The sequence below is a fragment of the Janibacter sp. YB324 genome (assembly GCF_014217915.1).
GTDB classification, from domain to species: Bacteria; Actinomycetota; Actinomycetes; order Actinomycetales; family Dermatophilaceae; genus Janibacter; species Janibacter indicus.
In genome coordinates this window covers 440540-456358 of the sequence record NZ_CP060120.1, presented here as the reverse complement: position 1 = coordinate 456358, position 15819 = coordinate 440540, and the positions used below count along the sequence as shown (strand labels likewise).

Below are 15819 nucleotides of genomic sequence, written 5' to 3'. Positions count from 1 at the left end.
CGGGGGCGGCCCCCTTCGTCCTCGCGGTGGTTAGGCTCGCCCCCGTGAGCGCACTGGACAACGTCAGCGAGACCTTCGACCCGCAGGCCTGGGAGGTGGTCCCCGGCTTCGAGGACCTCACCGACCTGACCTACCACCGCGCCAAGGACGTCGGCTGCGTGCGCATCGCCTTCGACCGTCCGGAGATCCTCAACGCCTTCCGGCCGCACACCGTAGACGAGCTCTACCGCACCCTCGACCACGCCCGCCGCACCCCCGACGTCGGCGTCGTCCTGCTCACGGGCAACGGCCCGACCCCGCGCGAGGGCAGCAGCGCGACGACCGAGGGCTGGGCCTTCTGCACCGGCGGCGACCAGCGCATCCGCGGCCGCTCGGGCTACCAGTACGCCGCCGACCCCGGTGGCGACGACTCCGCGGCCGGCATCGACGAGCGTCGGGTCAAGGCCGAAGGGGGGCGCCTCCACATCCTCGAGGTCCAGCGCCTCATCCGCACCATGCCCAAGGTCGTCATCGCACTGGTCGGCGGCTGGGCCGCCGGCGGCGGGCACTCGCTGCACGTCGTGTGCGACATGACCCTCGCCAGCCAGCACGCCCGCTTCAAGCAGACCGACGCCGACGTCGGCTCCTTCGACGGCGGCTACGGCAGCGCCTACCTCGCAAAGATGGTGGGGCAGAAGCGCGCTCGCGAGATCTTCTTCCTCGGTCGCGCCTACACCGGCCAGGAGATGTACGAGATGGGCGCGGTCAACGCCGTCGTCGAGCACGCCGAGCTCGAGACCCAGGCGCTGCAGATGGCCCGCGAGATCATGGCCAAGTCCCCCACCGCGATCCGGATGCTCAAGTTCGCCTTCAACCTCACCGACGACGGCCTCATGGGCCAGCAGGTCTTCGCGGGCGAGGCGACCCGCCTGGCGTACATGACCGACGAGGCGGTTGAGGGCCGCGACCAGTTCCTCGAGAAGCGTGACCCGGACTGGTCGCCCTTCCCCTGGCACTTCTGATGGGCGGAGTACTGCTGCCCGAGACCGACCTGCGCCGGATCGCGGCGTACTGCGGGGAGAAGTGGCCGGTGCGGTTCGCCGACGAGGTCCGGGCCGAGCACCACGTGCGGGGCCGCCACGTCACCATCTGCGAGACGCGCGCTCCCTGGGACGGCGAAGGGGACTGGACCCACCAACCCCTGGCTCAGCTGCGGTACGTCCCCGAAGAGCGGCGGTGGACGCTGCACTGGCCTGATCGCAACAGTCGCTGGCACGAGTACCGCGAGGGCACGGTCTTCAGCGGCTCGGCAGCCGAGCTGTTGGCCGAGATCGACGAGGACCCCACCAGCATCTTCTGGGGCTGAGGCCCTGTGGATGGCGCGGGGCGCGTCGTCGCCGACTGCTCTAGCGTCGACGGGTGCCCGATGACCGCCTGACCTCCGACCAACCGCGCGAGCGGCTCATGGCACTCGGGGCGGGCGCGCTGTCGGATGCGGAGCTCGTCGCGGTCCACCTCGGCACGGGGCGGCAGGGCGAAGGGGTGATGGCCCTGGCTCGGTCGCTGCTGACCGAGTGGGGCGGCGTCGGCGGGCTGGCGCGGGCAGACGTCGACGAGCTGTCACGGACGCCCGGCGTAGGACCCGCCAAGGCCTGCCGACTCGTGGCGGCCTTCGCCTTGGCCGATCGGATCACCTCTCACGAAGGCGCGGCGGTGACCACCTCGGCAGACATCGCCACGATCGCGGCGACCCGGATCGGCCGAGCGCGGACCGAACGGGTGCTGCTGGTGCTGCTCGACGGTCGTAACCGGGTCCGTCGCATCGAGACCGTCGCGAGCGGTGGTGCCACCAGCAGCCTGGTACCGGTCCGCGAAGTGCTGTCGATCGCCTTGCGTCACGACGCCGTGTCGGTCGCCGTGGCACACAATCATCCCGGTGGCGGGACCGAGCCCAGCGCCGAGGACGTCGCCGTCACGCGGCGACTGCGTCTCGCGTGCGGCGAGGTCGGCCTGCGCTTCCTCGACCACGTCATCGTCGCGGGAGATCGGTGGTGCAGCGTCACCGCATCGCGGTGAAGATCTCGTTGCGGGCGGCGGGGAGTAGCCCCTTCTTCAATGCAGTCATCTCGTTGGACAACTCGTGAGCTCGCACGAACCGGTCCCTGAGGGCATCGAGACGACCGACAAGGCTCCGCGGAGCGCGTCGAACATCGGGCACTTGCATCGCGAGCAGTGTCTTCAAGCTGAGTCTCGGCAGGTGGAGTTGGTTGGTTGCCGCCACAGACTGATCCAGTACATGAGCGCTGCGCAGAAGATGCCCCAAGAGGTCCGGGTCGACGCCATCCACTGGATCCAACACGAATTGCTCCACCGAGCACAGCCCAATCCGGTCTGCGACCCACACCTTGTTGAGGTATGGACGAAGGTATCCATAGGTCAGCTGACCCGGGCGGAACAGAAACTTCCGGCCCGACTCCTCGCCAATGGCGCGCGAACCATGCCGGATTCCGGAATGCGAGTGAACATGCTCCAGACCAACGAATTCAGCAGCTCCTTGCAATGGATCACCGGGGTGGACCGTCTCGGGGGCCACGGAGGCCAACTCGCCGACGGTCGTCATGGGCAATTCCGCAGCGATAATGGCCGCCGCTGACGCTCGGGGAAGGACGGTCATAGGAAACTTGCCCGCATGCGACTCCATCGACCTGCTGATCGACTGGACCCAGTCCAGGTGGGCGGCGATGCGGCGTTGCTCGTCGATGGGCGGGAGGGGGATCGTCAGGTTCTCGAAGAGCTTCTTGCCGAGCGTCCGGTTCCGCACCTGCGTGCCGGGACTCGCATATCGCAGCTGTTCGAGGCCTCGGTCGCTGACGAAGTAGTGAGACAAGTACCGGACATCGACTCGATCTGTCGTGGGCACGTAGGGAAGGAATCTGTTGGAAGCGACGTAGTTCGCCTCGGCCTCGGACGTCACTGCAACGGCGGCTTCCCACGCTTGGATGTTGCTGAGCATCAGCGACCCCACAGGGAAGGTGAAGTACCGAAGGCTGCCCATCTCGGTGCCGGCGACTTCTGGGCGGTGAAGAATCCCCCGGCCCCACGAATAGATGCCAATACGCTTGTACGACTCCGTCAGCGCCACCTCGATCGGTGTCCGCTGCAGCTCCAGCACGTCGCCTACGCGCACCCACTCAACACTCACTGCGCGAAGTCCTTGATCTCCTGCTCCAGCTGCTCGAGCAGGGTGAGCATCTCGCGCTCAGTCTCGATGAGCTCGGCGATCAGCTCGGCGGGTGGACGGTGCGTCAGGTCATCGGGCCGGTTCGGGTTGCGCAGGTCGAGGTTGTAGCCGGACTCGACGATCTCGGCCACGGGCACCTGCCAGGCCCGCTCGGTCTCCCTTCGTCCCTCTCGCTCGCGCCCGCCCCACCACGCGGCGCAGTCAGCGAACTCGTCGTACGCAAGCGGCTTGGTCTTCGTGTAGTTCTTGCGCCCCTCGGGCAACGGGTGCTCGTAGAACCAGACGTGGTCCTGCTGCGTCCCGCGGTCGAAGAAGAGCACATTGCTCGGGATGAGCGTGTATGGCGCGAACACGCCGTTTGGCAGGCGCAGCACGGTGTGGAGGTTGTAGTCCTTCATCAGCGCCTTCTTCACCCGGGCGCCGATGCCCTGGTCGAAGAGCACCGAGTTCGGCACGACGATGGCGCACCGCCCCTTCTTCGTGTCCAGGCGCGCCAGGACGGCCTGCAGGAAGAGCCACACCGTCTCGGCCGTCCGGAGCCCGCTCGGGAAATTGCCCTGAACCCCCTTTTCCTCCTCCCCACCGAAGGGCGGGTTGGTGAGGACGACGTCCACCCCGTCGTTGCGCATCTCGGCGATGGTGACGTCCAGGGCATTGGTCTGCACGACCGAAGGGCGGTCGATGCCGTGAAGCAGGAAGTTCATCTGCGCGAGCAGGTACGGCATCGACTTCTTCTCCGTGCCGCGGATCCCCTCCTGGACTGCCTCGAGCTGACGGGTGGTGGTTGCCTGCCGGCTCATGTGGTCGAAGGCCTCCACGAGGAACCCCCCGGTGCCCATGGCCGGGTCCAAGACCACCTCGCCCGGTTGCGGGTCGACCATCTCGGTCATGAAGCGCACGAGCGGGCGCGGCGTGTAGAACTCGCCCGAATCACCGGCGGCATCCCGCATCTCCTTGAGCATCGACTCGTAGAGGTGGGCCATGGTGTGGATGTCGTCCGCGTTGGCGAAGTCGATCTTGTCGAGCTGGGCGACGAGATCTGCCAGCAGGTACCCGCTGTGCATCCGGTTGGCGATGTACTGGAAGATCTGCGCCACGGTGTCCTTGGGGTCACCGGCGCGGCCCGAACCCCGCAGCTCGCGCAGATGCGGAAGCAGCTGCTCGTCGACGAAGGTGAGCAGGGCCGGTCCGGTCAGGTCTCCCTGCGTCCACTCGCACCACCGGTACCGGCCCACCACTGCCGGGACGTATTCGGGGTCCTTCATCTGGCGCTCCACCTCGACCTCGTCGAGGGCCCGCAGGAAGAGCAGCCACGCCAGTTGTGGCAACCGGTCGAGCTCACCGTTGAGACCGGCGTCCTTGCGCATGATGTTGCGCGACTCCTTGATCACCGACTGGAGTCGCGCACGGGTCGTCGGCGGCTGGCTGGACTTCTTGGTCCGGGGAGGGGTCACGCGGAGGTTCCTTCGTCATCGATGGCAGAGGCATAAAGGGTGGCCACCAGATCATGCGCGGCCGACAGGGAGAGGTCGGGCGGCCCATGGCCCCCGAGGAGCCGGGCCATGTCGTCGGCCCAGGTGGGCGGTGGCGAAGGGAGCGACGCCGGCGGCTGGGTCCGATCGCGAACGCTCCACACGACTGCCAACCGCGTGCCGAGACGCCGGGTGTCGACCAGCAGTCCCGCATCGACGAGCAGGACGAGGTCGACCAGATCCTTGACTCGGGAGGACGGGCGGTCGCCGGCGTACAGCCGCGAGTAGGCATGCAGCTTTTCTGCTGCGTGCTGGTAGACGTCCACGGCCGTGACGGCGACGGCCCCGCACGCCGGCGCCGCGATCGGGGCGCGGACCTCGATCAGCTCGGTCGCTCCCTCGACCTCGTCGAGCTGACCGACGAGGTCGAGCTTGATGTGAGCGAAGTGGGCACCGTCGACCAGCGCCTCGACGGGAACACGCCACGCCGGGCTGGTCGCCCCTTCGCCACGCAGCCTGCGTGGCGCTGCGGCACGGAAGGAGAACCCGTCATCGAAGTCACCACGCAAGGCGCCCTCGAGCGCATCAAGCAGGTCATCGGGATCGGACGCAAGAGCCAGCCAGCCCACGAGATCGATGTCCTGGGTGGTGCGGGCAACCTGTCCCAGGCGCACTTCCAAGCAGTACCCACCTTTGAGGACCAAGCCATGGGGAGCCAAGCGTGCGAGGAGTCGCTGGAAGACCAGCCCACGGCGCAGACGCTGCGGGTCCTCGGCGCGATCGTGGGCAGCGACTCGAATCCGATCGCCCAGGCCCTGGGCGCGTGGCGATGTCACCCGGCCCCGATCCGGGCAAGGACGTCCGGGAGGCGCTCCGCGGCCCGTCCGCCGCGGGACGTCGCACCCGAGGTCAGGCGCCTCGGGGTCACCAGCCCGCGCTCGAGTGCGTCGGCGACGGCGTCCTCGACGAACTCGAGCGGAGTGTCTGATCCGGCGACGTCGATCAGGGTGCGCAGGGGCGCGGTCACCCGCCACCCGGGGCGCTGCTCGATGTCATCGCTCGGCACCTCACCCCGATGCAGCACCACGGCGCTGTCGGACGCACGGAAGTCCGCCGGGACTGTCAGGTGGACCTGGGCGGGGTTGACGTCGGACAGGTCGTGGGCAGTCAGGGCCGACTCGTGGGACACCACCCCGCACCCACGGGACCAGACCGACCAACGGGCGTAGGCGTCGGTCGCCTCGCTGGGCCACCCCGGGAGCCGGAAAAGGGCCCGCTGCACACGCACCCAGTTGCCGTGGTCGGCGTGGTACTTCTGCGCTTGGTAGGAGTACCCGACCTCGAGGGCCTGAGCAGCCGTGAAGTAGCCAGCCTGCTGGAAGGCGAGCGCGCTCAGCTGCTGACGCAGATCCTGTCGAGAGCCGGGCACCGACGCAGCCTATCACCGACGAAACTCAACGAAATCTTTAGTTTTGCGCTCACGCCGACTCGTCCGTGTACAGCCACTCCTGCAGCTCGTCGATCGCAGCATGCATGTCCGCCGGGTCGCCAAAGGCCCCGGCGATCTCGCGCACCGTCCCCAAGGGGACGATCTCGGGCAGGCGCAGTCGCTCCGGCGAGGAGACCTCGTCGATGCCTCGCTCCGCGTAGACGTCGAGCAGGCGCGTCAGCACCTCTCGCGCCAGCTGGGAGCGCCGCTCGAGATCGGCGTGGTGACGCTCTCGCACCCGCCGCGCCCTCTCGGCTCGCGTCCGCGAGGGCAGGCCCCACGCGAGCTGGACGAGGAAGTCGAACGGATCCACGTCCCCTTCGCCGACCGGCAGCAGCGCGTCGACCTCGATGCCCTCGTCCTCGAGGAGGGTCAGCACTTCATCGCGCGACGGCCTCCGTGACCACTGGCGCGCCAGGTCGCTGGGCGTCGGCGCCACCCGGCGGACCACGCCCGCGACGAACTCGCCGTACTCGGTCAACCGCAGCTTTCCGCTGGAGTGGTCGACCACATGGAGCGACTCGGAGACCACCGAGAAGCCCCCCTCGTCGACGACGAAGGTCGGCCTGCCCTGATGCTCAGGGTCGTGGTCGGGCGACGGCGGACCTCCAACGTCCGGGTCGCCCGGGTTGTGCACGACGAATGGAGGCTCGGGCTCGTGCACGGCGGCATCGCCCCCTTCGTCGCTACCGCCGCCCTCCAGCGGCGGGTCGCAGATGATTCGCACGGGATAACCATCGAAGTCAGGGTCCTCGAAGTGCCGCGTCGCCCCGACGAAGTCGACGATCTCGAAGGACGTCTTGTCCTTGTCCGGGCACAGTCGAGTGCCACGCCCCACGATCTGCTTGAACTCCACGATCGACCCGACGGCGCGAAAGATCACGACGTACTTGAGATCGGGCACGTCGATGCCCGTCGACAGCAGCCGGGACGTCGTCGCCACGACCGGCGAGTCCTGCCGCGGGTCGCAGAAGGCCTCCAGGAGGCGGGTCTTCTCCCCTTCGACACCGACGATGCGTACTGCCCACTCCGGGTCGGCCGCCACCAGATCCGGGTTGGCGTTGACCAACGCCTGACGCATGTCGTCGGCGTGCTGGGCGTCGACGCAGAAGATCATCGTCCGGGCCGTGGGGTCAGCGCGCAGCAGGTCGGAGATGTAGGCCGCCGCCAGATCCGTGCGCGCCAGCAGGCGGAGCAGCCGCTCGAAGTCCCGGGTGGTGTAGACGCCCTGCGGGATCTCGCGGCCGAAGCGGTCCACCTGCCCGGGCGTCGGCTCCCAACCGTCAGCATCGGGACTCAGCGTGACCCGTCGCACGCGGTAGGGGGCGAGATAGCCCTCCTCGATGCCCTGCCGCAGCGAGTACGTGAAGACGGGATCGCCGAAGTACCGGTAGGTGTCGACCGTGTCGTCCTGCTTCGGCGTGGCCGTCAGGCCGAGCTGGATCGCCCCGCCGAAGTGGTCGAGGATCCGGCGCCACGACGAGTTCTCCGAGGCGCTCCCACGGTGGCACTCGTCGACGATGACGAGATCGAAGAAGTCCGACCGGTACTCGTCGAGTCGGTCTTCGTCACCCTGCACCAGGGACTGATAGGTCGCGAAGTAGACCTCGCGATTGAGGTTGGCCGTGCCCCCCACCCGGAAGAGCGGCTCCCCACCGAAGGCCACCCGGAAGGTCTTGTCCATGGGATCGGCGACCAGCGCGTCGCGGTCTGCGAGGTAGAGGACCCGGTAGTTGCGCTCGGGGGTGACGACCCGCGCATGCTCCCGCACCAGATGCACGATCTGCATGGCGGTGAAGGTCTTGCCCGTGCCCGTGGCCATGAGGAGCAGAACCCGGCGCTCACCTCGAGCGATCTCGGTGAGCACCCGGCGGATCGCGACGGCCTGGTACCAGCGGGGCTCCTGCACATCTCCTGAGGCCAGCCTCTGCTGCCGGTTGAAGCCACGCGCCTGCAGGTCCGCTCCACCAGGGTCGAGGTCGTGCAGCCGAACGAAGCTCGACCACGCTTCCGGCGGAGTAGCAAATCCGTCGACACGACGCTCATGGCCCGAGACCATGTCCCGCTCGATGATCTCTGCACCGTTGGTGGAGTACGCGAGCGGCACGTCGAGCTGCTGCGCGTACCGCACCGCCTGCTGCAGGCCGTCCGACGCCGATCGGTAGGCGCGCTTGGCCTCGACCACAGCCACGGGTACCTGGTCGACCTCGAGCACGTAGTCGACGAAGCCGTCACCCAGCTCTCGCCTGCGCCGCCCCAGCCGCAGGCTCCTGGTCGCCTTGACCGGGTACTGCTCTCGGATGTCCGCCGGGTCCCACCCGGAGGAGTGCAGCGCCGGCACGACGACGTCCCGACACGTCTCGCTCTCCAGAGGCCCCTGACTCATGAGGTCAATCTACGAGCGGAGTCAAGATTTCCACCGAGGACCTCGGGTGGCCGAGCACGCCAGCGACGATGGGAGAGGATGAGTCCCGTGCCGATCACCCCCCTCCCCCTCCCCGCCGGCCTGGCCGCGCTCGAAGCGCTCCCCGCGCTCGAGCGGGCACTGACCGGCACCGCGCCGATCCACCCGCACACGCCCGGCGAGACCCCGAGCCTGCCCGAGGGCGAGCTGCCCGCCGACCTCGCCGTCGCCATCGCCACCTCCGGCTCGACGGGCACGCCGAAGCTCTCGTTGCTCACCGCCGCCAACCTCATCGCGAGCGCCGAGGCGACCGCGCAGCGGCTCGGCGGGCACGGCCAGTGGCTGCTCGCGCTGCCCCCGCACCACATCGCCGGCCTGCAGGTGCTGCTGCGCAGCATCGCCGGCGGCACGACACCGGTGGCGCTGGAGCCGTCGGGGGTCACCCCCTTCGCGCTGGTGGAGGCGACGGCCGGCATGCACGCCGAGCGGCGCTACACCTCGCTCGTGCCGACCCTGCTCGCCCGGCTCGTCGACGACCCGCTCGGGCTCGAGGCGCTGCGACGCTTCGACGCGATCCTCGTGGGCGGGGCCGCCACTCCCGCAGCGCTGCTCGACCGTGCGCGGTCGGAGGGCGTGCGCGTGGTGACCACCTATGGCATGTCCGAGACCGGCGGTGGTTGCGTCTACAACGGCCAGCCGTTGCAGGGCGTCGCGGTGCGCACCGACGCCGCCGGTGCCCTCGAGATCGGTGGCCCGGTCGTCGCCCACGGCTACCTCGGCGCGGACACCGGCGCCTTCCGCAGCGAAGGGGGCCAGCGCTGGTTCCGCACCGGCGACCTCGGCAGCGTCGACGACAAGGGTCGGGTGAGCGTCACCGGCCGCGCCGACGACCTCATCAACACCGGCGGCCTCAAGGTCGCACCCCGCGTCGTCGAGGAAGCCGTCCTCGCCCACGTGCCCGCCGTGACCGAGGCGGTCGTCGTCGGCGTCCCCGACCCCGAGTGGGGCCAGGCCGTCGCGCTCGTCGCGGTCACCTCGCCCGGCGGCCCGCCGGTCGGCCCGGTCCCCGACGCCGGGGTCGGCGAGATCCGCGAGATGCTGCGGCCTCACCTCGAGTCCGCCGCGCTCCCCCGCCGCGTGCTCGTCGTGCCCGAGCTGCCGATGCGGGGGCCGGGCAAGCCGGACCGTGCCGCCGTGGCGCGTCTGCTCGGGGGCTGACCGCCTCGTAGGATCGCCTCTCGTGGCCACCATCAAGCAGTGGGTCGCCGGCGCCCGTCCGCGAACCCTCCCCGCAGCACTCGCCCCCGTCATCGTCGGCACCGCCGCCGCGGCAGCCAACCGGGACGTCGAGGAGGGGACGAAGGGGGCCAACCTCGGCCTGGCACTGCTGGCCCTGATCGTCTCGTGCTGCCTGCAGGTCGGCGTCAACTACGCCAACGACTACAGCGACGGCATCCGTGGCACCGACGAGGAGCGGGTCGGTCCGGTGCGGCTGGTCGGCCAGCGCCTCGCCGACCCGGCCAACGTCAAGCTCATGGCCTTCACCTTCTTCGGCATCGCCGCCTTCGTCGGGTTCGCGCTCGTCGCGCTCAGCCAGGCGTGGATCATGATCCCCATCGGTGCCTTGGCGATCCTCGCGGCCTGGCGCTACACCGGCGGCGACAACCCCTACGGCTACCGCGGCCTCGGCGAGGTCTACGTCTTCATCTTCTTCGGGCTCGTCGCGACGCTCGGCACGCAGTACACCCAGATCGGCTCGATCACCGCGGTCGGTGTGCTCGGCGCGATCGGCGTCGGCGCCCTCGCCAGCGCGATCCTCGTCGCCAACAACCTGCGCGACATCCCCACCGACTCGGTGACCGGCAAGACCACGCTCGCGGTCCGGCTCGGTGACACGCGCACCCGTCAGCTCTACCTCGGGCTCTTCGGCGTGACGATCCTGTGCACCCTGCTCATGGCGATCTGGCGCCCGTGGGCCCCGATCGGCCTGCTGGGCCTGGTCATCGCCTGGCCCGGGATCCAGGCGGTGCGCTCCGGCGCGACCGGCAAGGCACTCATCCCGGCCCTCGGGCTCACCGGCTTCGCTGAGCTGATGTGGGCGATCTGGCTCTTCGCGCCGCTCGCGCGCTGACCCCCCTTCGGCACTCCGCAAGAGAAACTGCCCCTTGGCAAGAGTTTGAAACTCTTGCCAAGGGGCAGTTTCTCGGGTGACCCGGAAATCGTGGGGCGAGCGAGGTCCCGACCTCAGCGGAAGGTCTCGGGCTCCTCGGCCTCGGACCCGGTCTCGGCCTTGCCCTCGCTCGATCCCCGGCCGTCCTCGACGGCCTCGTCGGTGTCGGGGCGGGCGGCCCGGGCGCGGGCCTTGGCCTCCTGGCGGTCCTGGATCTGCTGGACCATCTCGGCGCGGAAGGGCTTGAGCACGACCATCGAGATGAGCATCGAGGCGATCGCCGCGGTGACGACGAGCCAGGGCAGCTCGGTGGGCTCGCGCAGGCCGACGAGCCACAGGGCCGCGAGGCAGCCGAAGAAGATCATCAGGCGGAGCAGGGTGTAGCGGACCATGTAGTGCCTCACTGGGCGTAGCTGTGCATGCCGATGAAGTAGAAGTTCACGACCGTGTAGTTGATGATGATGCACACGAAGCCCGCGATGGCGATCCAGTTCGCCGTGCGACGTGGGGTGTTCTTCGTCGCGCGGGCGTGCAGGTAGGCGGCGTAGACCGTCCAGATGACGAAGGTCCACACCTCCTTGGGGTCCCAGGTCCAGTACGCGCCCCAGGCCTCGCGGGCCCAGATGGCGCCGGCGATGAGGGTGAAGGTCCACAGCGGGAAGCCGATGATGTGCAGGGAGTAGGAGAACCTCTCCAGCGCCGGAGCTGACGGCAGCTTGCGCCAGAACCGCTCGCCACCGACCTCGCGGTCGCTGAGCAGGTAGAGCCCGCTGACGATGGCGCCGACGGTGAGGACACCGACGGCGAGGGTGGCGACGGTCACGTGGATCGGCAGCCAGTAGGACTGCAGCGAGGGCACGACCTCGTCGGCCTCGACGTACCAGGAGGTCGAGGCGATCATGAGCAGCAGCACCACGAAGGCCGTGACGAAGACCCCGAGCCAGCGCAGGTCACGCCGCGACTTGGCCACGCTGAACGTCGCCATGGCGAAGAAGGCTGCGCCGATGCTGAACTCGAAGAGGTTGCCCAGGGGGAATCGGTCCACCGCGAACCCCCGCAGCGCGAACGACAGCAGCAGGAACCCCGCACCGAGCCACGAGAGGGAGCCGGCGACACCGGCGGCCTTGCGCGCCCGCATCGGGGTCTCCACAGCGGTCGCGGTGCCGGTCTCGGCGGGTGCGTCGCCCCCTTCGTCCGTGGCAGGAGCGCCCACAGCAGCAGGGACTTTGGCTGCCACCTCGTCGCGCTCGCGCACCGGCACCGCCTGCGCGAGGTACAGGGCGTAGCCGAGCATCGCCACGGTGATCACCAGCGCGGCCGCGGCCAGCGAGTAGTTGGCGTACTGGGCCAGCATCGCGTTCGTCATCATTGTCCTCGATTCTCCCACGAGCTCGTCGCGGATCTCCTGGACCACCCCGAGGATGCCCTCGTCGTCGTCCTTGCTCATACCAGCGACCTCCACCCGCACGACCTCGCCCACCTGGACGAGACGCACGAAGACGCGGCGGCGCTTGATGGTCAGGGTCGTGATCAGGCCAGCCAGCGCAGCGAGCGCCGACCACAGGGTCAGGCCCTTGCCGGGGTCGTGGCGCACCGAGAAGCCCGCGTATCGCTCGATGCCGTCGAAGGTGATCGTGCCCATGCCGTCGGGCAGCGTGGCGCCCTCGCCGGGCTGCAGCCACAACCGCAGCGCGTCCTTGCCGTCCTTGGTCTCGACCTTCTTCATCGACGCGGTGTCGAGGGTGAAGACGGACTGCGGACGGCCGTTCGGGTAGAGCTCGCCGGTGTACATGCTCATCGCGAGCGCCGGGCTCCTGGTGTCCGGGAAGACCGAGATCGGCCCCTGGTCGGGGTCGATGTAGGCGGTGGGGAGGAAGAGCCCGACGAAGCCGAACTGCTCCTTGGCCGCCCCGACCTTGATCGCGCCGGTCGAGCGGTAGTTGCCGTCCTGCGCGAGGAAGGCGGTGGCCCCCGAGTACAGGACCTTGCCGTCGGCGTCCTTGACGGTGACGACAGGCGCGTAGCCGTTGCCGAGGAGGAAGACCGTCGCGCCCTTCATCTCCAGGGGGTGGTTGACCTTGATGCTGTCGGTGAAGGAGTTGCCGTCGGCCTCGGTCACGTCGACGAGGGCCTCGAAGTCCCGCGGCTGGCCGAAGGTCGTCGCGCCGGGCTTGCGGTCGTTGAAGTCGGCGCTCATCTTCTTCACGTCGATGGCGAAGGGGGACATCGAGGACGCGTCGACGAAGGGCCCCGGGGCGAAGGTGTCGTAGCGGGTCACCGTGCTCACGAAGGACTCCCCGGAGGGCACGATGATGTCGGCCTTCCAGCCCCACAGGTAGCCGACCGCGATCCCGATGATCAGGGTGACGAGGGCGGTGTGGAAGACGAGGTTGCCGGTCTCCTTGAGGTATCCCTTCTCCGCCGACACCGACGCGTCGTCGTGGCTGGCGACGCGGTAGCGGCGGCGGCGCAGCACCGCGGTGGCCGCTGCGCGCACCTCGGCGAGGTCCCCGTCGACCTCGCCGTCGGCGTGCGCCTCGAGCCGGGCGAGCCGCTTGGGCGCGCGAGGGGGCTTGCTGCGCAAGGCCTTCCAGTGCACCGCGGTGCGCGGCAGGATGCAGCCGATGAGCGAGATGAAGAGCAGCAGGTAGATCGCGGAGAACCAGGGCGAGGAGTAGACCTCGAAGGCCCCGAGCTTGTCGAGCCACGGCCCGGTCGTCTCGTGCCGGGAGATCCAGTCCTCGGTGCGCGCCGGGTCGATGCTGCGCTGCGGGAAGACCGAGCCGGGGACGGCGCCGATGGCGAGGAGCAGCAGCAGGAAGAGCGCCGTGCGCATGCTCGTCAGCTGCCGCCAGCCCCACCGCAGGTAGCCGACGACGCCGAGCCGGGGTTGGGTCACGGTGGACCTGTCGGGCCGGTCCGCGCTCACAGGATGACCTCCGTGTCGCTGATGAGATGGATCTGCAGCCACTGGGTCATCGCGTCCCAGCCGCCGGTGAGCAGGAGCAGGCCGACGGCGATGAGCAGCACCGCACCGGCGATCTGGATGGCCCGCTGGCGACGGCGCAGCCACGCCGAGACGGGCGCCCAGCGTTCGTAGGCCGCAGCGATGAGCAGGAAGGGCAGGCCCAGACCAAGGCAGTAGGCGACGGCGAGAACCACCGCGCGGGTCGTGGACGCGTCACCGGTGAGGTTGAGCGCGAGGACGGCGCCGAGGGTCGGCCCCATGCACGGCGCCCAGCCCAGACCGAAGACCGCGCCGAGCAGGGGCGCCCCGGCCAGCCCGGTCGCCGGCTTGACGGGCAGGCGCAGGGTGCGCTGCGAGCCGGCGCCGAGGAAGACCAAGGCCATGAGGATGACGAGCACGCCGCCGAGGCGCATGAGCAGCTCGCGGTGCTCGACGAGCGCCCGTCCGGCGGTCGCGACGAACATCGACGCGAGGACGAAGACCGCACTGAAGCCGAGGATGAAGAGCAGGGTCCCCAGGACCATCCGGCCGCGGCTGCGCTTCTCGAGCGCGACATCGGACAGGCCGGTGACGTAGCCGAGGTAGCCGGGCACGAGCGGCAGCACGCACGGGGTGGCGAAGGAGACGAGGCCGGCGAGCGCCGCGACGAGCACGGCGAGGGGCAGCGCCCCGTCGGCCACCTGGTCGCTCAGTCCGCTGGCGAGCGCCGGGAGCGAGGTGTATGCCGTAATCATCCCTTTTCGGCCAGGGTGTCCTCGACGAGCCCGACGAGCGTCGAGGTGGTCACGGGCCCGAGGACGACGGCCGCGATCCGACCCTCACGGTCGAGCACGGCGGTGGACGGCGTGGCGGTCATCTTGCCCTGCATGGCCAGGGCGCTCTGGCCGGACTTGTCGTAGACGGAGGGCCAGGTGAAGCCCCACTCCTGCGCCTGCGCCCGGCCGGTCTCCTTGGAGGACTCGCGGAAGTTGATCCCGACGAACTCGACGTCCTCCCCCTTCGTCTCCTGCTGGGCCTCGACGAGGTGCGGCGCCTCCGTGGCGCACGGACCGCACCAGCTCGCCCAGCTGTTGACGACGACGACCTTGCCGCGCTCGTCGGCGCTGTCCCAGGTCTTGCCGTCGATGGTCTCGCCGGACAGCTCCACGGGCTCGGCCCGGTCGGCCTCGGCGACGAGGTGGGCGCCGCCGTCGCCATTGCGGTAGCCGAGCTCCTTGGCGGCCTTGGACGAGGCGGACTCACCGCAGGCGGCGAGGCCCCCGGTGATGGCCAGGGCGCTCGCGGCCGCGACGAGGGTGCGGGTCAGGCGGTGCATCTGCATGAAGGGGTCAGGCTCCAGGGATCTTCGCGGCGTGCGCGTAGAGGTGGGCGGCGGGCTCGCTGTACGCGACATCGGTGATCTCGTCGCCGATGAAGGTCACCGAGGTGAGGGAGGCGAGGTTGCACTCGCGCTTGCGCGGGTCGTGCCAGAGGTTGCGCTGCTCGAGGACGCTGCGGATGGTCCAGATCGGTAGCTGGTGGCTGACGATCAGGACCTCGCGGCCCCGCCCGTGGTCGCGGGCGTCCTCAATGGCGGCGGTCATCCGCTTGCCGATGGCGCGGTAGGACTCGCCCCATGTCGGCTTCGTCGGGTCACGCAGCCACCACCAGCGGCGAGGGTCGAGGAGGAGCCGCTTGCGGAAGCGCCGCCCTTCGAACTTGTTGCCCGCCTCGATGACCCGCGGGTCGACGACCGCGGTCAGGCCATGGCGCTCGAGCGTCGGGGCCGCGGTCTCGGCGGTGCGCACGAGCGGGCTGTGGACGACGAGCGCGAGGTCGGCGTCGGCGAGGTGGTCGGCGACGACCCGGGCCATCTCGTGCCCGAGGTCGGACAGGTGGTAGCCCGGCAGCCGGCCGTAGAGGATCTTGTCGGGGTTGTACACCTCGCCATGGCGCAGCAGGTGGACGACGGTGCGCTCGGTCCCGGGGTGGACGCCGTGCTCGGCGTGGGCCTCACGGGCGCCGGCGGCGGCCTCTCTCGTGGCCTCCGCGGCGACGGCGGAGGACTCCTCGTCGAAGGGCAGGTCGGTGCCGGAGTCGGGCATCGGCTCGGTCAT

The 15819-nt window shown here is 69.6% G+C and carries 15 protein-coding genes; 5 read left to right on the top strand and 10 right to left on the bottom strand.

Going from position 1 to position 15819, the window contains the following annotated elements:
- Window positions 1–44: 44 nt before the first annotated feature.
- The 3 genes from H7A72_RS02270 to radC are packed head-to-tail and all read left to right on the top strand — an operon-like array spanning window position 45 to window position 2055.
- Entirely contained in the window at window positions 45–1001 is a 957-nt protein-coding gene (locus H7A72_RS02270; RefSeq protein ID WP_185221498.1) for a 1,4-dihydroxy-2-naphthoyl-CoA synthase, read from the top strand.
- A complete protein-coding gene (locus H7A72_RS02265; protein WP_200811147.1) occupies window positions 1001–1345 on the top strand; it encodes a DUF3024 domain-containing protein in 345 nt (114 codons plus the stop codon). The genes H7A72_RS02270 and H7A72_RS02265 overlap by 1 nt, the downstream gene beginning before the upstream one ends.
- Before the next feature lie 53 nt (window positions 1346–1398).
- Window positions 1399–2055, top strand: a complete 657-nt coding sequence (gene radC, locus H7A72_RS02260) for a DNA repair protein RadC (protein ID WP_223277742.1) — start codon at window positions 1399–1401, stop codon at window positions 2053–2055.
- Here the strand turns inward: radC and H7A72_RS02255 are convergent.
- From H7A72_RS02255 to hsdR, 5 genes are all read right to left on the bottom strand, one after another.
- Complete coding sequence (locus H7A72_RS02255) at window positions 2039–3166, bottom strand: restriction endonuclease subunit S (protein WP_223277877.1); 1128 nt, start codon at window positions 3164–3166, stop codon at window positions 2039–2041. The genes radC and H7A72_RS02255 overlap by 17 nt on opposite strands.
- Window positions 3167–3177: 11 nt before the next feature.
- Window positions 3178–4674, bottom strand: a complete 1497-nt coding sequence (locus H7A72_RS02250) for a class I SAM-dependent DNA methyltransferase (RefSeq protein WP_223277741.1) — start codon at window positions 4672–4674, stop codon at window positions 3178–3180.
- Window positions 4671–5411 (bottom strand): nucleotidyl transferase AbiEii/AbiGii toxin family protein, encoded by a 741-nt coding sequence (locus H7A72_RS02245; RefSeq protein ID WP_185221496.1) that lies wholly within the window; start codon window positions 5409–5411, stop codon window positions 4671–4673. The genes H7A72_RS02250 and H7A72_RS02245 overlap by 4 nt, the downstream gene beginning before the upstream one ends.
- 113 nt (window positions 5412–5524) lie before the next feature.
- A complete protein-coding gene (locus H7A72_RS02240) occupies window positions 5525–6121 on the bottom strand; it encodes a hypothetical protein (protein WP_072623663.1) in 597 nt (198 codons plus the stop codon).
- Window positions 6122–6170: 49 nt separating this feature from the next.
- Entirely contained in the window at window positions 6171–8567 is a 2397-nt protein-coding gene (hsdR, locus tag H7A72_RS02235; RefSeq protein WP_185221495.1) for an EcoAI/FtnUII family type I restriction enzme subunit R, read from the bottom strand.
- An 87-nt stretch (window positions 8568–8654) separates the two neighbouring features.
- On the opposite strand from hsdR, the gene menE reads away from it, so the two are divergent.
- Together menE and H7A72_RS02225 are read left to right on the top strand one after the other, a co-directional pair.
- Window positions 8655–9803: an o-succinylbenzoate--CoA ligase gene (menE, locus tag H7A72_RS02230; protein WP_370543553.1), complete on the top strand. Its 1149-nt coding sequence runs from the start codon at window positions 8655–8657 to the stop codon at window positions 9801–9803.
- A gap of 22 nt (window positions 9804–9825) precedes the next feature.
- Window positions 9826–10716: a 1,4-dihydroxy-2-naphthoate polyprenyltransferase gene (locus tag H7A72_RS02225; RefSeq protein ID WP_185221493.1), complete on the top strand. Its 891-nt coding sequence runs from the start codon at window positions 9826–9828 to the stop codon at window positions 10714–10716.
- A 113-nt stretch (window positions 10717–10829) separates the two neighbouring features.
- On the opposite strand, the gene H7A72_RS02220 is transcribed toward H7A72_RS02225, so the two are convergent.
- From H7A72_RS02220 to H7A72_RS02195, 5 genes are read right to left on the bottom strand one after another with little or no spacing between them, the layout of a single operon-like run.
- Complete coding sequence (locus H7A72_RS02220; RefSeq protein ID WP_084449927.1) at window positions 10830–11147, bottom strand: DUF4229 domain-containing protein; 318 nt, start codon at window positions 11145–11147, stop codon at window positions 10830–10832.
- Window positions 11148–11155: 8 nt separating this feature from the next.
- Window positions 11156–13654: a c-type cytochrome biogenesis protein CcsB gene (gene ccsB / locus H7A72_RS16570; RefSeq protein ID WP_223277739.1), complete on the bottom strand. Its 2499-nt coding sequence runs from the start codon at window positions 13652–13654 to the stop codon at window positions 11156–11158.
- Between the two features lie 26 nt (window positions 13655–13680).
- Window positions 13681–14457, bottom strand: a complete 777-nt coding sequence (locus H7A72_RS02205; protein WP_185221492.1) for a cytochrome c biogenesis CcdA family protein — start codon at window positions 14455–14457, stop codon at window positions 13681–13683.
- Window positions 14454–15044, bottom strand: coding sequence for a TlpA disulfide reductase family protein (locus tag H7A72_RS02200; RefSeq protein ID WP_159451147.1), 591 nt, complete (start codon window positions 15042–15044; stop codon window positions 14454–14456). The genes H7A72_RS02205 and H7A72_RS02200 overlap by 4 nt, the downstream gene beginning before the upstream one ends.
- Before the next feature lie 7 nt (window positions 15045–15051).
- Window positions 15052–15819: a histidine phosphatase family protein gene (locus tag H7A72_RS02195; RefSeq protein ID WP_223277738.1), complete on the bottom strand. Its 768-nt coding sequence runs from the start codon at window positions 15817–15819 to the stop codon at window positions 15052–15054.

Excerpts from the sequence above, each read along its gene's own strand:
- H7A72_RS02265 (WP_200811147.1), top strand. The coding sequence starts at position 1,001 with ATGGGCGGAGTACTGCTGCCCGAGACCGACCTGCGCCGGATCGCGGCG.
- H7A72_RS02200 (WP_159451147.1), bottom strand. The coding sequence starts at position 15,044 with ATGCAGATGCACCGCCTGACCCGCACCCTCGTCGCGGCCGCGAGCGCC.
- H7A72_RS02220 (WP_084449927.1), bottom strand. The coding sequence starts at position 11,147 with ATGGTCCGCTACACCCTGCTCCGCCTGATGATCTTCTTCGGCTGCCTC.
- H7A72_RS02195 (WP_223277738.1), bottom strand. The coding sequence starts at position 15,819 with ATGACCGAGCCGATGCCCGACTCCGGCACCGACCTGCCCTTCGACGAG.
- hsdR (WP_185221495.1), bottom strand. The coding sequence starts at position 8,567 with ATGAGTCAGGGGCCTCTGGAGAGCGAGACGTGTCGGGACGTCGTCGTG.
- H7A72_RS02205 (WP_185221492.1), bottom strand. The coding sequence starts at position 14,457 with ATGATTACGGCATACACCTCGCTCCCGGCGCTCGCCAGCGGACTGAGC.